The organism is Maricaulis maris MCS10, assembly GCF_000014745.1.
GTDB classification, from domain to species: Bacteria; Pseudomonadota; Alphaproteobacteria; order Caulobacterales; family Maricaulaceae; genus Maricaulis; species Maricaulis maris_A.
The window spans coordinates 2,803,721-2,829,132 of sequence record NC_008347.1 but is presented as its reverse complement, the minus strand read 5'-3'; the positions used below and the strand labels follow the sequence as shown (position 1 = coordinate 2,829,132).

Sequence of the window (25,412 nt, the reverse complement as noted above, 5' to 3'; positions counted from 1 at the left end):
ACAGGCACAATCCTCATTAGCCTTTCCGCCCGCTGCGCGCTACATGCGCAAGTGGAAGGTGTCGCCATTGGCGTCCTGCAATTGGTGGTGAGGCTGGCGACGGATCGGCGGGGGCCGAGCCGTTTCAGTGGCGGAACAAGGCTCGGTGACAGGTTTACAGGAATGATGTCGATGAAACGGATCTGGATCGGTGTGGTCGGTCTTTTGGTGCTGGCTGCGGCTGGTTGGTGGTGGATGTCGCGCGGGGCCGACGGTGCCGGCGAGATCGTTATCGAGACCCATGAGGTCGCCGAGGGCGAAGTGCGCCGTATCGTCTCATCCTCGGGTGCGGTGCGTGCACTGGTGACCGTTGAGGTCGGCTCGCAGCTGTCCGGCCAGATCGAAAGCCTCTATGCCGATTTCAACGACTCGGTGGAAGCGGGCCAGGTCATCGCCCAGCTCAATCCTGAGACCTATGAAACCCGTATCCGCGAAGCCGAGGCCAATCGCGCGACTGCCGCGGCGACGCTCGCCCTGCAACGCGCCAATCGCCTGACAGCGGTGGCCAATGCCCGCTCCGCGCAACAGGAATATGACCGTGTTCGGGCCCTGTTCGACCGGGGTATCTCGGCTCAGGCGGCGCTCGACAATGCGCTGACGGCGCAGGAAGCGGCGCAGGCCAATCTGGCCGTCTCCGACGCCCAGATCCGCAACGCACAGGCTGTCCTCGCCCAGCGTGACGCGACTCTGGAGGGCGTGCAGATCGACCTCGAGCGGACCACGATCCGCGCGCCGATCAATGGCATTGTCGTCGACCGGGCGGTCGATGAGGGCCAGACGGTGGCCGCCAGCCTGTCAGCACCGACCCTGTTCACCATCGCCCAGGATCTCGGCCAGGTGCAGATCGACGCCCAGGTCGACGAGGCCGATATCGGCCAGATTGCCGAGGGCCAGCCGGTTTCTTTCACGGTTGATGCCTATCAGGGCCTCGAACTGACCGGCGTGGTCGAGCAGATCCGCCTGGCACCGCAGACGCTCAGCAATGTGGTCACCTATACGGTGGTGGTCTCGGCAGCCAATCCCGGTCAGCGCCTGCTGCCTGGGATGACGGCCAATATGGACATCATAACCGGCGAGCGGACCGGCGTGCTGACGGTTCCCAATTCGGCCCTGCGCTTTCGCCCCTCACCGGCACTGGAAAGCCGCGCGCAGCCGGTCGAGGCGGGCGGGCAACGCGGTGGCGGCCCCGGTGGCCGTCCCGGTGGGCGTGGCGGTCCTGGCGGCGGGCGCAATCCCATGGCGCAAATGGCCGAGCAGCTGGATCTAACGGCTGACCAGCAGGAACGCGCCGGTGCGATCTTCCGCCAGGTTTTCGGTCGGATGGCCGCCGCCGCCCAATCCGGCGAGACACCGGACCGCGCTGCGGCCCAGGCCGAGATCAATCGCGAGCTGCAGGGTGTGCTCACGCCGGAACAGATGACCCGCTACCGCGAAATCCAACGCGAGATGCGCGAGACCCGCAATGTCACCCTCTGGGTGCTGGAGGCCGACGGTACCCTGGCCGAGCGCCGCGTCCGCGTGGGCATCAATGATACCCAGCAGACCGAGGTGGTCGGTGGTCAGCTCCAGGCCGGCGATGCGGTCATCACGCGAGCCCGCGAGGTACGCGAATAATGCCGGCGCTGATCGAGTGTCGCGATCTGGTCAAGACCTACACGATGGGCGACCAGACGGTGCATGCCCTCAATGGCGTTTCGCTCGATATCGAGGCCGGTGAGTATGTCGCCATCATGGGGACATCGGGCTCGGGCAAGTCGACCCTGATGAACCTGCTCGGCGCCCTCGACCAGCCGACCTCGGGCGAGTTGCGGATTGCCGGCGAGAATGTGCGGGCGCTGGGGCCGGATGCCGTGTCGCGCTTTCGCAACCGGACCATCGGTTTCGTCTTCCAGCAGTTCAATCTCCTGCCACGCACGAGCGCGGTCGAGAATGCGGCCCTGCCGCTGGTCTATTCCGGCCTGCCGCATCGCGAACGGGTCGAACGCGCCATGAAGCGCCTGAACCAGGTCGGGCTTGGCGATCGGACCGATCACCATCCGGCGCAATTGTCCGGCGGCCAGCAACAGCGTGTCGCTATTGCCCGCTCGCTGGTCAACGATCCCAAAATCCTGCTCGCCGACGAACCGACCGGGGCGCTGGACACCAAGACGTCCAATGACATCATGGCCATCTTCGACCAGCTCAATCGCGAAGGCATCACCGTCATCCTCGTGACGCACGAGCAGGAAGTCGCCGATCATGCCCGCCGCCAGATCGTATTCAGGGACGGCGTCGTTGTGGAGGACCGCTCATGAACGCCCTTGCCTCGCTCCGGGTTGCGCTGACCGCCCTGCGCATCAATGCGCTGCGCAGTGCGCTCGCCATGCTCGGTGTCATCATCGGCGTCGCCTCTGTCATCGTGCTGGTTTCGATCAGCGAGGGCACGAAACAGGCGGTCGAGGCGCAGATCGCCAGTTTTGGTGCCAATCTCCTCATCATCCGTCCGGGCTCGTCCATGTTCGGCGGGCGGCGCGGCGGTGCCGGTTCGGCTGACCCGTTGACCGATGGCGATGTCGTCGCCATCCGCGAACAGGTCGCCGGTCTGGCCGGTGTGTCGGGTGAGGTCTCGTCGGGTACGACCATGGTCTTTGGCGGCATCAACTGGACCTCCCGAATTCAGGGCGTGAACCCTGACTATTTTTCCGCCCGTGGCTGGGTGATTGATGAGGGCCGGGCCTTTTCCGGTGCCGAGGACACAGGCGGGCGACGCTATGCCGTGGTCGGTCAGACGATTATTCGCGAACTGTTCGACGGCGCCAGCCCGCTGGGCCAGTCAATCCGAATAGGTGCCCAACCCTTTGAAGTGATCGGCACGCTCGAACCGAAAGGAGAGAGCTCGTGGGGGCAGGACCAGGACGATGTTGTCTTCGCTCCGCTCTCCACCGTGCGTCAGCGCTTCGGCGCGGGCATGAGCGCGACAGTGCGCGACGCCGTGTCGACCATCTATGCCGATATAGCGCCGGGCGAATCGACTTCGCGCGTGATTGCCGACATTGAGGATCTCTTGCGCATCCGCCGCGATATCCAGCCGGGCGCCGAGGATGATTTCGCGGTCGGTTCGCTGGCCGAGTTCATCCGTGCCCGCAACGAGACTGAAAGCCAGCTTGGCTTGTTGCTCGCTGTCGGTGCCGGCATCGTGCTGCTGGTCGGCGGTATCGGGATCATGAACATCATGCTGGTCTCGGTGACCGAGCGGACTCGCGAGATCGGCCTGCGACTGGCGGTCGGTGCGCGCCGCGCCGATGTCCGCAACCAGTTCCTGATCGAGAGTATTGTGTTGTGCGTGATCGGCGGTCTGGTCGGACTGGTGGTCGGTGTCAGTGGCACGTTGATCTATGCCGAGGTCGGCCAGCTGGAAATCTTGATCGACCCCGTCATCGTGGCCATCGCCATTGGTGCCTCGGCCTTTGTCGGTGTGTTTTTCGGCCTCTACCCGGCGCACCGGGCCTCGCGGCTCAACCCGATCGACGCGCTGCGCTTCGAGTAGGCAGCATCCGGGAGGCCGGACTGTCAGTCAGCCTCTCCGCGCGGTTTGGGCGGTGTGCGCGGCAGGTCGAAGATGAATGTCGAACCCTTGCCCGGTTCGGAGTCGACCCGGATTGTGCCGCCGAGCCGTTCGACGGCCTGTCTCACGACCGCCAGACCGATCCCGGTGCCTTCATATTGGTCGCGGGTATGAAGGCGCTGGAACGGCGCGAAAATCTTTTCGGCGAAGCGCATCTCGAGGCCGATTCCGTTGTCGGCGACAATGAAGGTCCGTCCACTTTCGTCCTCCGAAGCCTTGATCGTGATGACGGGGTCGGCCTTGCCACGGTATTTCACTGCGTTTGAAATCAGGTTTTGCAGGATCTGTGTCAGCAGGACGCGGTCGGACTGGATCACCGGGAGTTCGGTCGCTGTTATCTGCGCATTGTTCTCGCTGATCGGTGTTTCCAGCTGGTCAATGATGTCCCTGACCAACGCCGACATGTCGATGTCGGTCAGGTTGAGGGGCTGGCTGGCGAGTTTGGAATAGGACAGGAGCTCGTTGATCAGGCGCTGCATTCGCTCGGCCGCATCGGCCAGGTAATCCAGACTGCGAGCCCCATCCTCATCCAGCTTGTCGGAATAACGCCGCCGGACAAGCGAGGAGAAGGCCGCAACCTTGCGTAACGGTTCCTGCAGGTCATGAGAGGCAACCGTGGCGAAGCGATCGAGTTCCCGGTTGGTGCGTTCCAGTTGGGCATTGGTCGCCTTGAGCTCGGTGATGTCGGTGAGCGTGGCATAGGAACGGACCGGATTGCCTTCCTTGTCGCGCTCGAGGAATGAGGACAGCAATACGTCGACCGGCTCACCCGATTTGCGCAGGAAGCGGTAGGCCGTATGCGTGTTCTTGCCCATCTGGAACAGCTTGGGCAATTCGACATTGATGGCGCGCTCGCGCGATTCCGGGTCAAGAAAATCGGTTGATCGACGCCCGATCACCTCGGACCGCTTGTAGCCCAGATGAGACAGCCAGAAGTCGCTGACTTCGACGATGAAGCCTTCATTGTCGATGGTGTGCATCATCGCCGGTGTGGCCCGGTAGATGCGCTCGAACCGGGCCCGCTCCTCCGCCATCAGGGATTCCAGCCGCCGTGTGGCATCGATATTCCACAGCACGCCGGAAGCGGCCGTCGCCCGGCCGTTTTCGTCGCGCTCGACAATGCGACCGGTCGAGCGGTGCCAGACGAAATCACCGGCCCAGTCTCGCAGCCGATACTGGTCGTCGGCCTGGACGTCATCGACGGTGAGTATGTGGGCCACCGAGGCGTCGACCGCGACCAGGTCGTCCGGATGGATGTGTTCTCGCCATTCCGAGATGGGGAGGGTTCGCGTTTCGTCGTCGCCAAACAGCTGGGCCACGATCGTGCCGCGCAAATTGATGGTCTGGTCAACCAGGTCGATCCGCCAGGTGCCAAGCGCGGCGGCAGTCACGGCCTGGAAGAGTTGTTGCTCACGATCCGCGAGCGCCTCCTGCGTGGCCAGCCGTTCGGTGATGTCGGCGATGAAGCCGGTGGCCACGGTGGGATTGCCATGGGTATCGCGATCCGAAATGCGGCCTCGATTGTGGATGCGGATCCAGCCGCCGACCTCGGATTGGTAGCGCACAACGATATCAATCGAGTCGCGTTCGCCAGCCCGGAGCGCCATAAACGCTTCGCGCGCGGTATCGAGATCGTCCGGGTGGATGCGGGTTTCCCAGTCATCATAGGTGACGCGGGCGTCCCGGGGTGGCAGCCCCAGCATCTCCGCGATAATGGCGCTGACCTCGCCAATGCGGGTTCTCAAATTGATCCGCCAGGCGCCTTCGCCCGCTGCCAGCAGCGCTTCGCGCAGCCGCCTGTCGCTTTCCGCGAGGGCCCGTTCGAGGCGCCGTTCCTCGGTAATATTGCTGACGATGCCGGCGGCGCGACGCGCCTGCCCGTCTGGCGTCCATTCGACCACGCGTCCGCGCGAACGTAACCAGACTTCCGAGCTGTCCGGCCCGATCACCCGGAAGCGGCCCAGGTCCTGACTGGTTCCGGCGCCCGTCTGGTCGCGAGTCTGGTCGGTGAAGTCGCGAAACCGGCTTCGGGCAACCGGTTCGCCATCCGCCGGCAGCAGGGAAAACCAGTCGTCCAGGGTGATCGTCGCACCGTCCTCGACTGTCAGAAGGCGCGAAATCAGGCCGGAAACAGTCAATTGGTTGGACTGAACGTCCATGCTCCAGGCGCCATCATTGGCGCCCTCAAGGCCTTCGCGCATCAACCGTTCGGTTTCGGCGAGTTTGAGCTCGAGCTGTTTGAGTTCGGTGATATCGAACAACATGCCGACCGCGGTGGGGGGCTCGGTGTCCGGTTTCAGAGCGCCGCGGGAGCGCAGCCAGATCCAGTTTCCCGAACGGGCGTCCCGCAGGCGGTATTCCACGTCAAGGACATTGGAAGTGCCTTCTGCCATGGCCCGTAATTGCCGGGCGACTTCGCCGCGCTCGGCCTCATGGGTGGATTCCAGCCAGAGCGCCCCGTCTATTTCGACCTCCTCGTCCGTCAGGCCCAGCATCGCCCGGATCGGCCCGATGGGTGCGACTTTCAGTGTGGCCGGGTTGACCTCCCAGACACCGCTCGATCCGAATTCGATCGCTTCGGCGAGTTGTCGTTCGCGTGCGGCAAGCTTGGTTTCGAGGGCATGGCGTTCTGTGGTGTCCGCGATGACGCCGGAAACCCGCAATGGTGACCCGTCGCGGTTGAATTCGGTGACTTTCCCCCGCATGTGCAGCCAGCGCATGACCTCATCCGCGCGGGTTGCCTGGAACACGATGTCGAGCGGATGTGTGGGGTGGGTGCGCAGGGTTTCGAAAGCCTCGGCCAGCCGGGCACGGTCGTCCTCGGCGGTTATTTCCAGCCAGCGTTCCAGCGAAATGGTGGCGTCGGCACTGGCAATGCCGAGGAACTCGTTGATAAAGCCGCGCGTCGATCCCAGCCGGGTGACAAGATTGAGCGAGAAGGCGCCTTCATTGGCCGAAGCCAGCGCCGCGCGCAGCTGGATGTCGCTTGCCTCGAGTTTGGCCTTCAGAGCGAGTTCGGCGGTGACATCGCGTATGAACAACAGGGTGCCCGTTCCGTAGGCCCCTTCACTGGCGACCCGGGCGGCAACGGTTTCACCATCAAAGATGCGACTGTTACGGGTGCGGTAGCGGGCTGTGAAACGCCCTTCGGGCATGCCGCTGGGTATGTTGAACCGGGTCGCTTCAAGCTGGTCGTAGGCCCGCGGGTCGGCGAACACGATCTGCGCCCGTTTGCCGATCAGGTCGGCCTGGTCATGGCCCAGAAGCTCGATCGCGGCCGCGTTCACCGCGTTGATGGTGCCGGCAGCGTCCAGCGTCACGATGGCCAAGGGGGAGCAGGCGAACAAGGCGCGCTGTATGTCGGCGGACCGTGAGGTCATCGCGTCAGTGCTCCCGCAGCCAGTCTCATCCACCACCTTTTGGCCGATCCTCGGCCTGCAGTGTGACTGAGTCCCGCCCGGAATGAAAAGGTTTGATGCGTCGGAAGCTTAGCACCAGTGTATTGCACTGGTCACGCAAAGACATTCCACGCCGCGGGCAGTTGGGGATGAGAACGAGGCTGGTCATCAGCCATTGTGTCGATATGCTCCCCGGTTACCGAGTATTTGGGGAGTATTATTGTGCCCAAGGCCACAGCCGATTTGTCCACGACAGCGCCGATTTTGCAGGTCTCCGATCTGAACGTGAACTTCCAGACCCCCGACGGTGAAGTCGAGGCGGTCAAGGGCGTGTCCCTGGAAATCAATGCCGGGGAATGCCTGGCGATCGTCGGTGAGTCGGGATCAGGAAAGAGCCAGACCTTCCTGGCGGCGATGGGCCTGCTGGCGTCCAACGGCAAGGCGACGGGCTCGATCAAATACCGCGACAAGGAAATACTTGGTCTGCCTGCGAGCAAGCTGAACCGGGTGCGTGGCCGGTCGATGACCATGATCTTCCAGGATCCGCTGACCTCATTGACGCCGCACATGACGGTCGGCGACCAGATGCAGGAAGTTCTTGGCATCCATATGAAGATGCGCGGCAAGGCGGCCGAGGCTCGGGCGCTGGACTGGCTCAACCGGGTCCGCATTCCCGAGGCCAAGCGCCGACTGGCGCAATACCCGCATGAACTGTCCGGCGGCATGCGCCAGCGTGTCATGATCGCCATGTCGATGCTGTGCGAGCCCGATCTCCTGATCTGCGACGAGCCGACCACTGCGCTCGATGTGACGGTGCAGGCCGAAGTGCTCGACATCATGGACGAGTTGAAGCGTGACACCGGTGCGGCTCTGGCCCTGATCACCCACGACATGGGCGTTGTCGCCCGCATGGCCGACCGGGCCCAGGTGATGAAGCACGGTGTCTATGTCGAAGGCGGCACGATCGAGGACATTTTCGCCAATCCCCAACATGATTATACGCGCATGCTTCTGGAAGCCATGCCGCGCCTTGATCGCCCCGATCGTCCGGGACACACAACGCTGAAACCGGTTGCCGCGGCGGCCGATGCCGAGCCGCTTCTGGCGGTCGACAACGTCAAGGTCCAGTTCCCGATCCAGGTCTCCGGCGGCCTGCGCCCGACCTACAAGACACTGCGCGCCGTCGACGGCATCAGTTTCGACCTGCGGCCGGGTGAAACCCTGGGCGTGGTCGGCGAGTCCGGCTGTGGCAAGTCGACCCTGGCCCGCGCCGTGCTGCGACTGGTCCCGGCCCAGGAGGGCGCCGTGTCCTGGATTGGTCGCGACCTGTTGAGCCTCAAGCGCAATGAATTGCGCAAGACCCGCGAGGAATTCCAGATCGTCTTCCAGGATCCGCTCGCCTCGCTTGACCCGCGCATGACCATTGGCGCCTCGATCGAGGAACCGCTCCTGACTTTCCGCAAATCCATGAAGCGCGCGGAACGTGAAGGGGTGGTCAAGGAGATGATGGCAAAGGTCGGCCTCGACCCGAACATGATCAACCGCTACCCGCACGAGCTGTCCGGCGGCCAGAACCAGCGCGTCGGCATTGCCCGCGCCATGATCCTGCGACCCAAGCTGGTGATCTGCGACGAAGCCGTCTCGGCACTCGACGTGTCGATCCAGGCCCAGATCATCGAGCTCCTGATCAAGCTGCAGCAGGAAATGGACCTGTCGATGATCTTCATCTCTCACGACCTCTCGGTCGTGCGCGAGATTTCGCATCGGGTCATGGTCCTCTATCTCGGCCGGATCGTGGAACTGGCAGACCGTACCAATATCTATGAAGACGCACGTCACCCTTACACCCAGGCCCTGATCTCCGCCGTCCCGGTGCCGGACCCGGTGGTCGAGAAAGCCCGGGTCCGCGTCAAGCTGGACGGCGAGCTTCCTTCGCCGATGGACAGCCGCGCCCAGCTGCGCTTCATGAAGTCCAAGCTGGTCGATGATCCGGATGCTGACCAGTACCGGCCGCAATTGATGGAAGTGGCCGAGGGGCACTGGGTCGCCGAGCACGACCCGTTCGAACGGCCCGCCGGCTGACACGGAATTTGCGGCTATTTCACTCGACTTTGAACCGGACACCTCTAGGTTCCGGACCTGTAACCATGACCGGGAGTGTCCAGATGGCGTTGAAAATCGGAACCGGAACAGGCCTGTCAGTCATACTGGCGCTGGCGCTCGCCGCGTGTCAGCCGGCACCGGAGGCGGTGGTGCCGACCGATTATGCCTTCGTCCACGAGGTCACAGATCTCCCGGCCGATCCCGACATCATCTACGGTCAGCTCGAAAACGGTTTGCGCTATGCGGTGCGGACCAATGAAACGCCGCCCAATGTCGCTTCGGTGCGCATGGTCTTCAATATGGGCTCGCTCGGCGAAGCCGACGACCAGCGCGGCCTGGCCCATTTCATCGAACACATGGCCTTCAACGGCACCACCGACGTTCCCGAGGGCGAGATGGTGCCCCTGCTGGAGCGCTTCGGTTTGCAATTCGGACCCGATACCAATGCCTTCACCGGCTATGAGACGGTCGGCTACCAGCTTGATCTGCCCGATGCCGGAGACGAGGCTGTAGAGACCGCGCTCTTCCTGATGCGGCAGACCGCCAGCGAAATCCTGTTCGATCCCGAGGCGATCGACCGCGAGCGTGGCGTGGTGCTGTCAGAGGAACGCGTCCGCAACACGCCGATCCGTCGCTGGAACAATGCGCTTTGGCGCTTCCGGCTGCCGGACACCCTGATCCCGGATCGTGACGCCATCGGCACAACGGATGTCCTGGAAAACGCCCAGCGTGAGCGTTTCGTCGACTATTACGAGAACTTCTACACGCCCGAGCGCGGCATGGTGGTTGTGGTCGGTGATGTCGACCCGCAGGCGGTGATTGCCCGGATCGAAGCCAGTTTCGCCGATTGGGAAGGTCTTGAGGCCCCCCGCGAGGACCCGGATCTGGGCACCGTGTCGGCAGACCGGCCAATCTCGGCCGGCTATTTCCATGACCCGGAAATCTACACCATTTTCACCGTCGACGCTGTGCGACCCTTCACCCCGGTCCTCGACAGTGCGGCCGCCCGCTTTGACAATAATCTCGCCAATATCGGCGATGCCATTCTCAGCCGTCGCTTCGCCACCCTGACCAGTTCGGGCACCTCGCCGCTGATCCAGGCGGCCGCCAATCACGGCTCGGACTTCGGCATTGCCGACCGGGCCTCGGTGCTGGCGATTGCCCGCCCGGATCGCTGGGAAGAGGGTGTGGCTGCAGTCGAGCAGGAATTGCGCCGGGCGCTGGAGCATGGCTTCACCCGGGCCGAACTCGACGAACAGATCGCCAATCTCCACACCGCCCTGCGCGACGGGGCCGAGCAGGCGGGCACGCGCCCGACTTCCGGCCTGGCCGACCAGATCTGGTCGAACTGGCGCTCGGACCAGGTGCTCACGACACCGCAATCCATGCTGGAACGCTTTGAAGCGACCCTGGCGGATGTCACGCCCGAAGCGGTTTCGGCGGCCTTCCAAGCCCGCTGGGACGGGGTCGAGCCCTTGCTCTTCCTGGCCACATCGGTCGAGCTGGAAGACCCGCAGACCGGGCTGATCGAAGCCTGGCAGGCCAGCGCGCTAGAGCCGGTCGAAGCGCCGGAAGATCATGGCGATCTGAGTTTTGCCTACACTGATTTCGGTCCTGCCGGCGCCATCGCCTCGCGCGAAACGATCGACGATCTGGGTGTGGTGCGCCTGCGCTTTGAAAATGGCGTCGCGGTGACCTTCAAACAGACCGACTTTGAAGACGGAACGGTGCGTGTCCGCCTCGATTTCGGTCGCGGTGAGCTGGAGCCGCGGGCGGTGCCGGCGGTTGATATCATTGCCGGTTCGGTGTTCACGGCGTCCGGTCTGGGCGAGCATTCCGCCGATGAGCTGGGCCGGGTCCTCGCCGGTCGCAATATCGGCTACAGCTTCAGTGTCGGTGATGACAGCTTCACCTTCAACACCGGGACAACGCCGGGCGATCTGCGTATCCAGATGGATCTTCTGACCGCCTTCCTGACCGATCCGGGCTGGCGCCAGGAGGGGATGGACCAGTTTCGCGCCGTGATCCCGGAGATCCGCCGCAATTCCTACTCAACGCCGGGCGGTGTGATGTCGGCTGAAGTCGCGCGCCTGATCCGCTCCGGCGATGAGCGCTATGGCCTGCCCGATCCGGAACAGGTGGCCGGTGTCGACATGGCCGCGATCCGCGACTTCCTGACCCCGGCGCTGGAAAGCGCGCCGATCGAGGTGACGATTGTTGGCGATGTCAGCGAGGAAGCCCTGATCGAAGCCCTGGCACCGACGCTGGGAGCCCTGCCGGACCGGGCCGACACCTGGCCCGATTATGCCGAGGCCCGCACTGTGGTCTTCCCGGAACCGGTCGCTGAACCGGTCGTGCTGTTGCACAACGGACCGGCGAACCAGGCCCGTGCCAATGTCTATTGGCCGACCTTTGACGACAGTGATCCGGCCCGTACGCGCGCGATGGCGCTGCTGAATGCGGTGTTCGATCTCAAGCTGACCGAGCGCCTTCGCGAACGGGAAGGGTTGACCTATTCCGCTTCCAATGCGGTCAGCGAGTCCGACGTCTATCCTGACTATGGCTATCTCTATGTCGGCGCCGATGTCCGCCTGGAAACGGTTGACCAGACCTATGCCGCGATCAATGAGCTGGCCGCCGACCTGGCCGCCGGGTCGATCAGCGATGACGAATTCCTGCGGGCCCGTACCCCGCTGCTCGAGCGGATCGAGAATGCGCAGGAAAACAATGGTGCCTGGATGGCCTGGCTGTCGCAGTCCTGGGCCCATCCCGACCGGCTGGACCGGATCCGGTCCCTGCGCTCAGACTATGAGAGTGTCACCCGCGACGACCTTGTTGCCCTAGCGGCAAGTTATGTCGCTCCCGATCGCAGCTGGCGTGTCACCATCGTGCCGCGCGACACCGAATAATTCCCAGCAAACAGGATAATTCCATGACCCGTTTTGCCCTCGCCGCGACCTGCTGCGCCCTGGCGCTGTCGGCTTGTTCGCAACCCGCCGACACGGCCACAACCGAAACTGAAACCGAGACCATGACCTCCAATACCTCCCTGACCGACGCCATCGCTGCCGGCGATGCCGACGCCCTGCGCGCCCGCCTGGAACTGGCGCATCGCGTCGTGCCCAATCTCGATCTACTGATCGCCCGCCAGCTGGTTGTCGATGAGGCCCGCGCCTGTTCCGTCGATGACAGCGTGACCATCCCGCTGGTCGACCTTCCCGAAGATGCAACCGATCCGGCCGCCAATGGCGCCCAGGCCGATACCTATCTGACCGCCATGCTCGATGAGCCGTGCGTGTTCGCCCTGCCGTCCGGCCTGCTATTCCGCATCCGTACGGCGGTGGAAGAGGGTGCCAGCCCGATGCGCGGTGACGTGGTGACGGTGAATTATCGCGGCCAGCTGCTCAATGGCGAGGAATTCGACAGTTCCTGGACGCGCGGCGAGCCGGCGACCTTCCCGTCCGATCGCCTGATCGCCGGCTGGGTCGAGGCCCTGCCGCTGATGCAGGTCGGCGAGCGCTGGGAGCTCTTCATCCATCCCGATCTGGCCTACGGCATGCGCGGCACGCCGGGCGGCCCGATCGGCCCCAATATGGCGCTGGTGTTCGAGCTGGAATTGCTCGACCTGCCGGGCTGACCCCGCTCCGGAATTCGAATGAGACGGCCTGTCGCCTGTCGTTTAACGCGACAGGCGCAGGTTTGTCAGGTCACCGGCGATCATCTCGAAGGCGTCTTCCAGCGCTTCCGATGAGGGCGAGTCGAAATACAGGCTCGGATTGCTGGCGCAGTTCTGCATCAGGCTTCGGGTGGAGCTGGAATTGACCTGGAAGGTAATGGTGTAGACGCGAATGCCCAGTGACCTGGCATAGGCGCAGGCTGCTTCGGTGCGGTCGTCGAGTTCGTTGGACAGGACATTGCTACTCGAAGACCGACGTCCAAGGCGCCCGTCGGCAACAAATCCATAGGCTTCATAGTCCGACATTTGGTCCGTATTGCGCCCTCTCATGACATTGTCGCCATCGGTCAGGATCACCATCGCCTTGATGTATTCATCATCGTCCCAGGCGGAGCCTTCGGTGAAGGGCGCGCCGGGCGAGATGAGCCGGATACCCCAGCCGACACCATTGGGGATATTGGTCGTGCCGCTGGCGCCCATGTCGCCGATTGCGTTGAGCACCGTGCGCTCGGTCGAAGTCAGGGGGGTGACCGGTGTCGTGGTGCAGGACCGGTTCGGCCCTTCGCGGTTCGGTCGGCCATTATCGTATTTGTCGAGCGCCTGCAGTCGCTCGCTGACACCGCCACTGACACCGTCACTGAGATAGCTGTTGGAATAGCTGCCGTTATCCGGCTCGTCCGGCGCGAAATACGGCACAAAGAGCGTGCTCGGATTGCCGATGCTGGGTGGTGTATCGTCGATATCCATCGGGATCGGCCGAGCTTCAACACAGCCCTCCCACCCGGTATTGCGAAGCTGGTCGAACAGGTCCCAGTGATTGACCCAGATCTCTTCGGTTTGGCAACGTCGGCGCCGGCCCCGGCCCCGGCCGGAGCAGGTCTCGATCTCGACCGGATTGCCGCCTGCCCATTCGGCATGGACCGGGGACAAGGCATCCGGGTCCATCCACCAGGCGCGCGCATGATTGGTTCCGACATTCACCGTGGCAGCGAAGGGGACGAGGCCGATCTTCACATCGCTCGGGTCGTCAGCCGCATCAAAAAGGATGCCGGTCAGCAACTCGGCGCTTTCACGCAGATTGCGGATCTTCGAGCCACCCATCGAGCCGGTATTGTCGAGTACCATGACCAGCTCCAGCCGCTGGCGGGCGCGCTGGACCTCGCTCTCCCAGTGAACCGTGATGTAGTCGAGACCGATCATGCCCAGCATGGTGGTGCGCACACGGGCCTCGCCCGAAACGGTCACCGTGTCGGTTTCGTCATCGATATAGACATTGACGTTCTGGACGACGCCGAGCTCGCGGCCGGGATAGTTGGCGGCGATGAAATCATTGGCGATACCGGTCGCTTCCGAGCTCGACAGGTTGGTATTGACGCCGACTGCGAGGGCGGCTGCGTCGAGGGCCTGGGCCAGGCGCGAGCGGGCATTCATCGACTGGCTTAGATCGACCGCGCCACCTGACAACAGGGCGACCGGGACCAGGGTGAGGGCAAAAATCGTCGCGACATTGCCGCGGGTTTCGCGACAAAGGCGGGCGCCAAGATTGAACAGGCCTTGGAACGGCATGGCAGTGATCCAATACAGAATTGATAAAATTCTATCGGAACGGGATTAAGGGGGCGTTATAAGTCGTGGTTATCCGGGCGTTAATCGAGTCTATCTCGACAGGCGCAGATTGGTCAGATCGCCGGCGATCATCTCGAAGGCTGATCGCAGGGCGTCGTCGGACGGGCTGTCGAAATAGAGCGTCGGATGGGTGGCGCAGTCGCGCATCATGTCCCGGGTCGAGCTGGAATTGACCTGGAAGGTGATGGTGTAGACTCGGATGCCCAGCGATTTGGCGTACTCGCAGGCCGCCTCGGTGCGGTCATTCAGGGCATTGCGGATGGTGCTGTCCGACGAAGTCTGGATGCCCAACCTCCCGTCGCGCATGTAGCCATAACCGGAATAGTGCGAGTAGTTGGGATTGTTGCGGCCGTCCAGATAGTTCTCGCCATCGGTCAGAACGACCATCGCCTTGATGGTGCCTTCCTCATCATAGGAGACGCCTTCGGTGAACGGCATGCCGGGCGACAGGACGCGGACGCCCCAGCTGATCCCGATCGGGATATTGGTGGTGCCACTGGCAATCATGTCCTCAATCGCGTCGTCGATGACGTTGCGCTGATTGGTTAGCGGGGTGATCGGTCTGGCGGTGCAGCCCCATTCCGGACCGCGACTGCTCGAATTGATCCATGCATTGGTGTATTTCGGCGTATTGCGCATCCGGGCCCGCTCATTGGACCCGCCCATGCCGTCATTGAGATAGGAATTGGCGTAGCCGGCATTGTTCGCATAGTTGGATTCGTCCGGCGCGAAATAGGGCAGGAAGAGTGTCTCCGGATATCCGGTGTCGGGCGCTGTATCCTCGATATCATGCGGAATGGCGCGCGCTTCCACACAGCCTTCCCAGGCGCGGTTCTGCAGGCTGTCATAGAGATCCCAGCGATTGGCGGCGGGATCGAAATTCTCGGCGTGGAGCGGTGACTGGGCGTTGGCGTCAAGCCACCAGGCCCGTTCGTGCCAGGTGCCGACATTGACCGTCGCCGAAAAAGGTACCAATCCGATTTTCAACCGGTTCGGATCGGCGCCGTCAAACAGGATGTCGGTGAGCAGGAGGCCGGCCGAGCGCAGGCTGGATATTTTCGAGCCTCCCATCGAGCCGGTATTGTCGAGCACCATGACCAGTTCCAGCGAGGAGCGGGCGCGTTGGACCTCGCTTTCCCAATGAACGGTGATGTATTCGATCCCGATCAGCCCGAGCACGATGGTTTCCACCCGGGATTCGGCGCCCACTGTCACGCGATCCTGATCGGGGTCGAGCTGGACCACAATATTGCCGACCAGGCCAAGTTCGCGATCCGGATAGTTGGCGGCGATGAATTCCGAAGCAATGCCGGCCGCTTCCGTTTCACTGACCGAGGTGTGCACGCCGACGGCGAGGGCTGCCGCGTCCAGCGCGGCTGATAACCGGGCCCGGGCGTTCAAGGCCTGGTTGATATCGACAGCGCCGCCCGACAACACCGTGATCGGGATCAACATCAACGAAAACAGCATGGCGACATTGCCGCGGCGATTGCGCGGAAAAGCGGCTAGACGGTCGAGCAGTTGGCGCCACATGAGCGGTTGGATCCTGTCCTGAGCAACCGACAGGATGCCCGCAGCGGGCCGACAAGCGCAGCGCTGTTTGATATCGCCGTGAAAAACTCCATAACAGCCACAGTCAAATACGGATCAGATTGTCGCCATGCCCGCCTCAACCCATCTCGATACCGCCATCACAGAACTGCGCGAGCTGGTCGCCTTTGACACCACGTCGCGCAACTCAAACCTGCCGCTTATCGACCATGTCGAGGCCAAACTCCTCGCGCTCGGCGCGGTGTGTGAGCGCATCCCCAGTGAGGATGGCAGCAAGGCCAATCTGCATGCCCGCTTCGGGCCGGTGGTTGATGGTGGCGTTGTGCTGTCCGGTCATACTGATGTCGTCCCGGTTGATGGCCAGCCCTGGACTTCTGACCCCTGGGTGCTGACCGACAAGGGCGATGGCCTGCTTTATGGCCGGGGCACGTGTGACATGAAGGGGTTCTCGGCCTGTATTCTGGCGCTGGCGCCGACGATTGCCGCGGCGAACCTCAAAAAGCCGGTCCATATCGCCCTGTCCTTTGACGAGGAAGTCGGTTGTCTCGGGGCTCCGGCTCTGATCGACCGCATCATGGCAGGGCCGGTGAAGCCGGCCATGGTTGTGGTTGGTGAGCCAACCGACATGAAGGTCGTTACCGCGCACAAGGGCCTCTTTTCGGTCGTGGTGAAAGTGCGGGGCCGCGAGGCGCATTCATCCCTCGTTCGGGATGGTGCCTGTGCCGTCACCCATGCCGTCCCGCTGATGCAATACCTGGTCGACCAGGCGCAGGCGATGCAGGCGGCGGCGCCAGCCGACAGCCCCTTCAATCCGCCGCATGGCACGCTGACCATCGGTGAGATCAAGGGCGGGACCGCGCTCAACATCCTGGCGCTGGACTGTGAGTTCGGCACGCTGATGCGGCCCTGCCCGTGGGACGACCCGCATGCCATGGCGGACGGCCTGCGCAATCGTGCGGCCATCATCGAGGCGGAGATGAAGAAGAGCGCACCGGAAGCCTCGATCGAGATCAAGGTTCGCTCGGACGTGCCCGCCTTCGCGCCGGAAATCGACGGCGCCGCGGAGCGCCTCGCCCGCCAGCTAACTGGCGACAACTCGACCCGTGTCGTGTCCTACGGTACCGAGGCCGGCCAGTTCCAGGCTGCCGGGTTGAGCGTTGTGGTCTGCGGTCCCGGCTCGATCAGCCAGGCCCATCAGCCGGACGAGTTCGTCGCCATCGACCAGCTCGACCAGTGCTGTGTGTTTCTGGAAAAGATGGTGCGGGTGCTGGAGGGGTAGGGGCTTGAATCCTCGTCACCCTGACGCGGGTCAGGGCCTGGCCGGGTCGTCTGGTTTCGCGCGCCGGCCCAGCAGAGGCGGCGCTGCCGAGATATTCATTCCCAGATAAAGCGCATCATGGTATCAATTGAATCTGTTTTTTGGATTTAATTGACATGGTTATATCAATTAAAAAATTGTCTCCGACGGACTTGGCCCGTGAAATGGGTGCGGCGTTGATGGCGCTGCGACTTCAAAGAAACCTGACCCGTGAGCAGTTGGGGCATCAGGCAGGTGTTCCTGTCTCGACCCTGCGGCGCTTTGAAACAACCGGTCTGGCCCCGGTCCTCACCGTCGCAAGATTGGCCGTGGCGCTGGGGTGCGAGGATGGATTGCGCGGTCTGTTTCGGGGCGAGGACGGCCTGCCGGAGACGCTCGATGACTTGCTGGATGCGGAGGCGAAACCCGTCCGGCAGCGCGCTTCGGGTCGCCGCAGGGCGAGCTCATGACCGCGCCGCTTGCGCGCTGGAGGCTGGGCGAGCCGCTTGCCGTCACTCTGGAAGGACTGGCGCGCGGGACTGTCGATGTGATTGATCTGCCCGTCGGGCGACTGGCCTGGTCTGCCGAGCGGCGCGTGGCTGTGTTCGAGCCGGCACCGGACGCCATCGCGACGCGATTGCCGCTATCGCCGCACAGCCTGCCGTTCGACAGTCCGCGATTGCGGGCCGGCACGCGGGACGAGTTTGGCGGCTTGCAGGGCGTGTTCGCTGACAGTCTGCCGGATGGCTGGGGCAATCTGCTGATTGACCGTGAGGCCGAGGCGCGCGGCCTGCGCCGTGCTGAGCTGACGCCGATTCATCGACTGGCGATTGTCGGTGCGTCGGGCATGGGCGCGCTGGTCTATCGTCCGGAAGCGGGCGCGGCTGGTGATCCGGTAGAGATCGACTTGTCGGCCATGGCGGGCGCGGCAGACCGGATTCTGCGCGACGCGGGTGAGCCAACGCTGGCGGACGCCGTCGAACTGCGACAGGCATTGGGTGGATCGGGCGGGGCCCGGCCAAAAATTGTCTGCCAGATCGAGGAGGCGGGCGGCGATGCGGCGCGGCTGCGTCCGGCCTCGGCGCATCCGGATCCTGCCTTCGGCCACTGGCTCGTCAAGTTCAATGCACGCGAAGATGATCGGCATGCGGCGACCATCGAATATGCCTATGCGCAAATGGCCGGGGCCGCCGGAATCGACATGCCGCAGACCCGACTGGTGACGGGCAGGGATGACCGCCTCTTCTTTGCCATTCGCCGTTTTGATCGCGAGGTGGTCAGCCAGGCTGACGGCGCGGTGCGATTGCGGCGGCGGCACATGCTGAGTGCCTCCGGAGCGCTCGAAAGCGATCATCGCAAATACGCGTTCGACTACGCCCAATTGCTGGGCTGGGTGCATGCTCTGACCCGCGACATGCCAACGCTCGAGGAGGCGTTCCGCCGGGCGGCCTTCAACGCGATGGCCCACAATCGCGATGATCATGGGCGTCAGCACACCGTGCTGCTCGACCAGGGCGATAACGGAGCTTGGCGCTGGCGCCTGTCACCCGCCTATGACCTGACCCCTTCGAACGGTCCGGGTGGCGAGCACAGCCTGTCCTTTGGCGGGGTCGGTCGGGATATCTCACTGCCGGACCTGTTGCGTCTGGCGCGGGACACCGGCATTGCGGAATCGCGCGCCCGGATCATTGTCGGCGAGGTCGCGGCCGCCGTGTCCGACTGGCCCCGCTTCGCCGCCGTCGCGAACATGCCGGCGACTGTTACGAGGCGGATCGCCTTGCTGCATTCCCCGGTCGACTGAGCCTGCGCCTGCGTGGAGCCCGGTCCTGACTTGCCTCAGGATGACGTTTGGAGGGGGCGGCCAGAAAAAAGGGCGCCGCAGCGGGCGCCCTTCTTGTCCGGATGCAGGCCCGCGCTACTCCGCAGCCGTTTCCGTCGGGTTGGCCGCCGCGTCTTCGCGACCCTTGCCCCAGTAGGAAATACACGGGATTTTCGAGTGGTCGCAGCGGTCCGCATATTTGCGGGCGATGTCGGTGACTTCTTCCATCAGACCATCGGCGAGCGTGGTCGGGTTGAGGCCCAGCTGGAGGAAGGTATTGTTCTCGACATGCAGGTCGTTCTCGTCCGCTTCATTGCGCGGATTGGGGACGAGCTGCATCTCGGCGCCAGCCAGGTCGCAGATCATCTTGGCCAGATCGCGGACCCGGTGGGTCTCGGTCATCTGGTTGAGAATGTGGACCTTGTCGCCGGCCTTGGGCGGATTCTCGACCGCCAGCTGGATGCAGCGCACCGTGTCCTGGATGTGGATGAAGGCGCGCGTCTGGCCGCCCGTGCCGTGCACGGTCATCGGATAGTTCACGGCGGCCTGCATCAGGAAGCGGTTCAGCACGGTGCCGTAATCGCCGTCATAGTCGAAACGGTTGATCAGGCGTTCATCGCGCTTTGTGTCTTCCGTCTGCGTACCCCAGACAATGCCCTGGTGGAGATCGGTGATCTTCACTTGGTCATTCTTGTTGTAGAAATGGAAGAAGAGCTGATCCTGGGTCTTGGTCATGTGGTAGATCGAGCCCGGATTGGCCGGGTAGAGGATTTCCTGATCCTTCAGGCCCTCATCCGTTTCAACCTTCACCTTGAGATAGCCCTCGGGGATTTTCATCCCGGCCGTGCCATAGCCATAAACGCCCATCGTGCCGAGATGGACGAGGTGGATGTCGCGGCCGCTCTCGACGATGGCGGCGAGCACGTCATTGGTGGCGTTGAGATTATTGTCGACCGTATAGCGCTTGTGGCGGGCCGATTTCATCGAATAGGGCGCGGCGCGCTGCTCGGCGAAATGGACGATCGTGTCGGGCTGTTCGGCCTCGATCAGGTCGACCAGCTCCTGATAGTCCTTGCCGACATCCATCGACACAAAGTCGATATCGCGACCGGACACCTCTTTCCAGGCGGCCAGGCGTTCCGACATCGGCCGGATCGGGGTCAGGCTCTCGACCTCGAGCTCGATATCGATCTTGCGGCGCGACAGATTGTCGACGATGACAACCTCGTGGCCGAGATTGGAGAGGTGTAGTGCGGTCGGCCATCCACAGAAGCCGTCTCCGCCCAGAACGATTACTTTCATGCGACGTCTGCCCTTGACGTTAAATCCCTAGACATTTCGTTCTCGCAGTGGCGCGCGGGCATGGCAAGAGGTGGCCTGCTATGGGGACTGCTGCCTCCAAATGCAGCGATGGCCTGGAATGCGGTCGGAGTCGACGCAGCGGCATGGTGCAGCCGGTAACGTTATCATTGAGGATCAATGCGCATTTTGCCCGAAACTGGCACTAAAAATGCACCATACTCCCCGGTTTGGAGTGATGTTACTGCGGCGCCCTGAAATGGGAAAATTTCCGTCTCCGGCCGATTCCCGCACAGCATTGGTGGACTAGCACCTCAAAGGTCGTTAAATCCGCGCCAACTTCCTCCGGACGTTCCCCGGTCCGGTGTTCTGACATGGAGAGATGAGTATGGCCCTTCGGGTTGCGATTACCGGTTTTGGTCGTATCGGCCGTCTGGCGTTGCGCGCGGTTCTTGAAAGCAAGCGCTGGGACGAAGTCGAGATCGTCGCGATCAATGACAGCTCGACCCCCGAAACCAATGCCCACCTCCTGACCTATGACAGTGTCCATGGTCGCTATCCGGGCGAGATCAAGGTCGGTGATGACTGGATCGATGCCGGTTTCGGCAAGATCCAGAAAGTCTCCAATCGCAATCCGGCGCAATTGCCCTGGGGTGATATGGGCGTCGACATTGTCATGGAGTGTACCGGTGCCTTCAACTCGAAAGAGGCCTCGATGGCCCATATCGAGGCGGGCGCCAAACGGGTGCTTTGCTCGGCTCCGGCCAAGAATGCCGACAAGACCATCGTCTATGGCGTCAATCACGACCAGCTGACGGCGGATGACATCATCGTCTCCAACGCCTCGTGCACGACCAATGGCCTGGCCCCGGTCGCCAAGGTGCTCAATGACGCCGTCGGCATCGAACGCGGTCACATGACCACGATCCACGCCTATACCGGCGACCAGCCGACGCTGGACCGCAATCACAAGGATCTGCACCGCGCCCGCGCCGCCGCCATGTCGATGGTCCCGACCTCGACCGGTGCCGCCAAGGCTGTCGGCCTGGTCCTGCCGGAACTGGTCGGCAAGCTCGACGGTGCCGCCGTGCGCGTGCCGACCCCGAACGTCTCGTTGATCGACCTCGTCTTCACGCCGGGCCGTGCCACCACGGCGGAAGAGCTCGCTGAAGCGGTCAAGGCCGCCGCCGACGGTCCGATGAAGGGCGTTCTGGGTTATGACAGCCTGCCGCTGGTCTCGATCGATTACAATCATGACAGCCGCTCCTCCATCGTCGCCCTCGACAAGATCAAGGTCATCGATGAGCGCCTGGCCCGGGTCATGACCTGGTATGACAATGAGTGGGGCTTTGCCTGCCGCATGGTCGACACGACCGTGGCCATGGGCAAATTCCTTTAGTTTCAGCATTGAAAGGCTTCGCCATGACCGAAATCCGCCGCATTCAGGATGCCGACGTCGCTGGCAAGCGCGTGCTTGTCCGCGTTGATTTCAACGTGCCGATGAAGGACGGGCAGGTCACCGACGCGACGCGTCTGGAAGCCGCCCTGCCGACGATCGAATACCTCACCGAGGCGGGCGCGAAAGTGGTCTTGCTGGCCCATTTCGGCCGACCCAAGGGCGCCGTCGTACCGGAGATGTCGCTGGAAGCGGTCTGTCAGCCGCTGGCCGATCTGCTCGGCGACGCGGTCTATTTTTCGACTGTCACGTCAGGCGAAGATGCCGTGGCCGCCACGATGGACCTGGAAGCCGGCGAAGTCTTGCTGATCGAGAACACCCGCTTTGCAGCTGGTGAAGAGACCAATGATCCCGGCTTTGCCGCAGCACTGGCCGAGCTGGGCGACCTCTACGTCAATGACGCTTTCTCGGCGGCCCATCGTGCCCATGCCTCGACCGAGGGTATTACTCATCACCTGCCCTCCTATGCCGGTCTGGCCCTGCAGCGGGAAATCGATCATCTGGTCGCGGCGCTGGAAAGCCCCAAGCGACCGGTCATCGCCCTGGTGGGCGGGGCCAAGGTCTCGACCAAGATCGATCTGCTGCAGAACCTGGTGAAGAAGGTCGACACGCTCTTCGTCGGTGGCGGCATGGCCAACACCCTGCTGCACGCGCAAGGAATCAAGGTCGGGTCCAGCTTGTGCGAGACCGATCTTGTCGATACCGCTCGCGCCATCTTCGCGGCGGCGGAAGAGAGCGGCTGCAAGCTGATGCTGCCGACCGATGTGGTGCTGGCCAAGGAGTTCAAGCCGAACCCGGAGACCCGTCTCGCTGCGGTCACCGACGTTGAGGACAATGAAATGATCCTCGATTGCGGTCCGGCGACGGTGGTTGCGCTCGGTCAGGCGATCGACAGGTCGGCGACCCTGATCTGGAATGGTCCGCTGGGTGCGTTCGAGACGCCACCGTTTGATGCCGCCACCGTCGAGGCGGCGAAATACGCAGCCCGCGCGGCGGTTGAAGGCGAGCTGATCGCCGTGGCCGGCGGTGGCGACACGGTCTCGGCGCTTAACCAGGCCGGCGTGTCCGGTGATTTCACCTTCATTTCAACCGCCGGCGGTGCTTTTCTGGAATGGATGGAAGGCAAGACGCTGCCCGGCATTGCCGCCGTCATGGGGACGCCCGAACTGGTCGCTTGACGCCTCGGGCTGACTTGCCGCATATCGGATGGTATCGGTAACATGAAAAGTCGGGCAAGGCGCGAAAATCCGCGCCTGACCGGTGGGAATTTCGGTCGCCTCGCGCTAAAAGGGCGACAATCGGAACGGGCAGGCGGGTGCCTGTCGCAACATGCTTGAACAGCTGGGGGTATCCTGATGGATCTCGATCAACTCAACGAAATCGCCTGTGCCATGGTGGCCCCGGGCAAGGGTCTTCTGGCGGCTGACGAGTCGACCGGCACGATCGGCAAGCGCTTTGCCTCGATCGGCCTCGACAACACGCCGGACAATCGCCGCGACTGGCGTGACATGCTCTTCCGCACCGAACCGGCCATGAGCAAGCACATCTCCGGCGTCATCCTCTATGACGAAACCATCCGCCAGAGCGCCAAGGACGGCACGGCGCTGACCAAGCTGATCACCGATGCCGGCTCGATCCCGGGCATCAAGGTCGATATGGGCGCCAAGCCGCTCGCCGGTGCCGAGGGCGAGACCATCACCGAAGGGCTCGACGGCCTGCGCGATCGCCTCGCCGACTATTACGAGCTCGGTGCCCGCTTCGCCAAATGGCGCGCCGTGGTCAATATCGGCGGCAATGGCGATGACAGCGTGCCGAGCCAGTATTGCATCAATACCAATATGCACGCCCTGGCCCGCTATGCCGCCCTGTGCCAGGAAGCCAATATTGTCCCGATCGTCGAGCCGGAAGTCATCATGGATGGCGATCACTCGATCGAGCGCTGCTATGAAGTCACCGAGTTCACGCTGAAGACCCTCTATCGCGAACTGTTCGATCAGGGCGTCGTCCTGGAAGGCACGATCCTGAAGCCGAACATGATCATCTCCGGCACCACCAATGACGATCGCGCCTCGGCCGAGGAAGTCGCCGACATGACGGTCCAGTGTCTGGCCAATTGCGTTCCGGCTGCTGTGCCCGGCATTGCATTCCTGTCAGGTGGCCAGTCCGACGAGGAAGCCACCGAGCATCTCTCGATCATGAACGAGGCCTATGACCTGCCCTGGCCGATGACCTTCTCCTATGGTCGCGCCTTGCAGGCCGCCCCGCTGAAAGTCTGGGCCGGCAAGTCATCGAACTACGACGCCGCCCAAGCCGCCTTCAACCACCGTGCCCGCATGAATGGCCTGGCCTCGCTGGGTGAGTACAAGCCGGCGATGGAAAAAGAGACGGCCTAGGCGGTTTTCGCCGTTTTGGATGAAAGCCCCGGATCGCCTCGCGCGATCCGGGGCTTTTTCTTGGCGGCATCGAGCATCGAGCCGTTTGCCCAAACCGGAACAGCGGGCGTCGACGGCTAGAATTCTGACAGGATCAGGCGGGTGGGGACCAGTGACCGGCGAGCCTCATCGGTCTGGGGGCCTACCCAGATGGTATACTGGCCGGTCTCAGCGGATGGGATGCTGACAAAGTCGACCGATTCCAGCTCGTCATTGCACTCGAAACTGCCATCCGGCGCCCGAACGAGGAGCGTGACATCGGCCTGCGCCTCTGCCCGGATCGTCAGGCCGGCACCATTTCCGTCATAGGTCAGGTTCAGCGCGGACGTTTCACTTGCGGCTGCACCGCAGCGATAGTCCCAGGCCCGTGGGCGAACGGCACCATTGGCAGTGACGTGGACCCCGATTTCTGAGGGCAGGAAGCCCGCCGAGAGTTCGAGCGTGGCAGGCGTTGGCAGATATCTGCGAGTGGCCGCGTCGCCGTCGATGTCCAGAAGGGTCAATTCAACCGGCTCCGCGTCGCCGCTCCCCCAGAAGGACGACACGCGTCCCACCCAGATGGCGTAGTCGCCCGCTGCCGGTGAGCTCAGGCTGATGATCGGGTCCAGCCCGCCCATGGCGTCGTCATTGCACAGCCAATCGCCTGCTGGCGTCTGGATGACGAGTGATGTGTCGGTATTGGAAGTAGCGATGATCCGCAGCGTATCGCCGCCCGATCCGTAGCGTAGTCGCAAGCTGGGAGCGTCGGAGATATCCCCGGCACAGTCCCGCCCCAGATCATCGGCATCAATGTCCCCGCCGGCCGTGATCGACATGTCGAAACGTTGTGGTCCCTGAGCCGGATCCAGGCTGAGTATTCCCGAGGTCGGATCGTCATTGGCCGTTTGAGCACTTGCGTGTCCGGCGAGCGCAACCAGCGCCATCACGCTTAGTGAGGCTGCCATGATTGTCTGTCTGTGCATGTGTATCCCCCTGGCTGGCCGCTGCTCGCACAATCAGGATTGATCGGTGCGAACGCAGGCCGTTCCCCGGGCAGGCTAGCATTGTCATCCGCCGGGGTCCTGAACAAAAAACCCCCGGCCGCAAAGCCGGGGGTTCGTCGTTCGGCGGCT

Annotated in this window: 17 protein-coding genes; 12 read left to right on the top strand and 5 right to left on the bottom strand. The window is 63.1% G+C overall.

Going from position 1 to position 25,412, the window contains the following annotated elements; translation table 11 throughout:
- The first annotated feature begins 171 nt into the window (after positions 1–171).
- The 3 genes from MMAR10_RS13475 to MMAR10_RS13465 are packed head-to-tail and all read left to right on the top strand — an operon-like array spanning position 172 to position 3,565.
- Complete coding sequence (locus MMAR10_RS13475; protein ID WP_011644540.1) at positions 172–1,653, top strand: efflux RND transporter periplasmic adaptor subunit; 1,482 nt, start codon at positions 172–174, stop codon at positions 1,651–1,653.
- Entirely contained in the window at positions 1,653–2,333 is a 681-nt protein-coding gene (locus MMAR10_RS13470) for an ABC transporter ATP-binding protein (protein ID WP_011644539.1), read from the top strand. The genes MMAR10_RS13475 and MMAR10_RS13470 overlap by 1 nt, the downstream gene beginning before the upstream one ends.
- Complete coding sequence (locus MMAR10_RS13465; RefSeq protein ID WP_011644538.1) at positions 2,330–3,565, top strand: ABC transporter permease; 1,236 nt, start codon at positions 2,330–2,332, stop codon at positions 3,563–3,565. Before MMAR10_RS13470 ends, MMAR10_RS13465 begins: the two co-directional genes overlap by 4 nt.
- Before the next feature lie 23 nt (positions 3,566–3,588).
- On the opposite strand, the gene MMAR10_RS13460 is transcribed toward MMAR10_RS13465, so the two are convergent.
- A complete protein-coding gene (locus MMAR10_RS13460; RefSeq protein ID WP_011644537.1) occupies positions 3,589–7,023 on the bottom strand; it encodes a PAS domain-containing protein in 3,435 nt (1,144 codons plus the stop codon).
- Between the two features lie 240 nt (positions 7,024–7,263).
- Here MMAR10_RS13460 and MMAR10_RS13455 point away from each other — a divergent pair, with 240 nt between their 5' ends.
- From MMAR10_RS13455 to MMAR10_RS17175, 3 genes are all read left to right on the top strand, one after another.
- Positions 7,264–9,123 (top strand): dipeptide ABC transporter ATP-binding protein, encoded by a 1,860-nt coding sequence (locus tag MMAR10_RS13455; RefSeq protein ID WP_011644536.1) that lies wholly within the window; start codon positions 7,264–7,266, stop codon positions 9,121–9,123.
- A gap of 83 nt (positions 9,124–9,206) precedes the next feature.
- Entirely contained in the window at positions 9,207–12,053 is a 2,847-nt protein-coding gene (locus tag MMAR10_RS13450; protein ID WP_011644535.1) for a M16 family metallopeptidase, read from the top strand.
- A 23-nt stretch (positions 12,054–12,076) separates the two neighbouring features.
- Positions 12,077–12,781 carry an FKBP-type peptidyl-prolyl cis-trans isomerase gene (locus tag MMAR10_RS17175; protein ID WP_011644534.1) on the top strand — a complete coding sequence of 235 codons (705 nt, stop codon included), beginning with the start codon at positions 12,077–12,079 and terminating at the stop codon, positions 12,779–12,781.
- Between the two features lie 42 nt (positions 12,782–12,823).
- Here MMAR10_RS17175 and MMAR10_RS13440 read toward each other — a convergent pair whose 3' ends face one another.
- Positions 12,824–14,386: a pilus assembly protein TadG-related protein gene (locus MMAR10_RS13440; protein WP_011644533.1), complete on the bottom strand. Its 1,563-nt coding sequence runs from the start codon at positions 14,384–14,386 to the stop codon at positions 12,824–12,826.
- Between the two features lie 90 nt (positions 14,387–14,476).
- On the bottom strand, positions 14,477–15,979 hold the full coding sequence (locus MMAR10_RS13435; RefSeq protein ID WP_011644532.1) for a pilus assembly protein TadG-related protein: 1,503 nt from the start codon (positions 15,977–15,979) through the stop codon (positions 14,477–14,479).
- Between the two features lie 127 nt (positions 15,980–16,106).
- Between MMAR10_RS13435 and argE the strand changes: the two genes are divergently transcribed.
- The 3 genes from argE to MMAR10_RS13420 all read left to right on the top strand — a co-directional run bounded on the left by argE (position 16,107) and on the right by MMAR10_RS13420 (position 19,095).
- The gene (argE, locus tag MMAR10_RS13430; protein WP_011644531.1) at positions 16,107–17,276 is read left to right on the top strand and encodes an acetylornithine deacetylase; all 1,170 of its coding nucleotides are present in this window, start codon (positions 16,107–16,109) and stop codon (positions 17,274–17,276) included.
- A gap of 155 nt (positions 17,277–17,431) precedes the next feature.
- Positions 17,432–17,764, top strand: a complete 333-nt coding sequence (locus MMAR10_RS16465) for a helix-turn-helix domain-containing protein (protein WP_083759587.1) — start codon at positions 17,432–17,434, stop codon at positions 17,762–17,764.
- Positions 17,761–19,095, top strand: coding sequence for a type II toxin-antitoxin system HipA family toxin (locus tag MMAR10_RS13420; protein ID WP_011644529.1), 1,335 nt, complete (start codon positions 17,761–17,763; stop codon positions 19,093–19,095). The genes MMAR10_RS16465 and MMAR10_RS13420 overlap by 4 nt, the downstream gene beginning before the upstream one ends.
- Positions 19,096–19,209: 114 nt before the next feature.
- Here MMAR10_RS13420 and MMAR10_RS13415 read toward each other — a convergent pair whose 3' ends face one another.
- Positions 19,210–20,415 carry an NAD-dependent epimerase/dehydratase family protein gene (locus MMAR10_RS13415; protein ID WP_011644528.1) on the bottom strand — a complete coding sequence of 402 codons (1,206 nt, stop codon included), beginning with the start codon at positions 20,413–20,415 and terminating at the stop codon, positions 19,210–19,212.
- A gap of 385 nt (positions 20,416–20,800) precedes the next feature.
- On the opposite strand from MMAR10_RS13415, the gene gap reads away from it, so the two are divergent.
- From gap to MMAR10_RS13400, 3 genes are all read left to right on the top strand, one after another.
- The gene (gap, locus tag MMAR10_RS13410; RefSeq protein ID WP_011644527.1) at positions 20,801–21,811 is read left to right on the top strand and encodes a type I glyceraldehyde-3-phosphate dehydrogenase; all 1,011 of its coding nucleotides are present in this window, start codon (positions 20,801–20,803) and stop codon (positions 21,809–21,811) included.
- Positions 21,812–21,834: 23 nt separating this feature from the next.
- Positions 21,835–23,046, top strand: a complete 1,212-nt coding sequence (locus MMAR10_RS13405; RefSeq protein ID WP_011644526.1) for a phosphoglycerate kinase — start codon at positions 21,835–21,837, stop codon at positions 23,044–23,046.
- Between the two features lie 177 nt (positions 23,047–23,223).
- On the top strand, positions 23,224–24,261 hold the full coding sequence (locus MMAR10_RS13400; RefSeq protein WP_011644525.1) for a class I fructose-bisphosphate aldolase: 1,038 nt from the start codon (positions 23,224–23,226) through the stop codon (positions 24,259–24,261).
- Positions 24,262–24,377: 116 nt separating this feature from the next.
- Here MMAR10_RS13400 and MMAR10_RS16460 read toward each other — a convergent pair whose 3' ends face one another.
- Positions 24,378–25,262 (bottom strand): hypothetical protein, encoded by an 885-nt coding sequence (locus tag MMAR10_RS16460; protein WP_011644524.1) that lies wholly within the window; start codon positions 25,260–25,262, stop codon positions 24,378–24,380.
- Between the last annotated feature and the right edge of the window lie 150 nt (positions 25,263–25,412).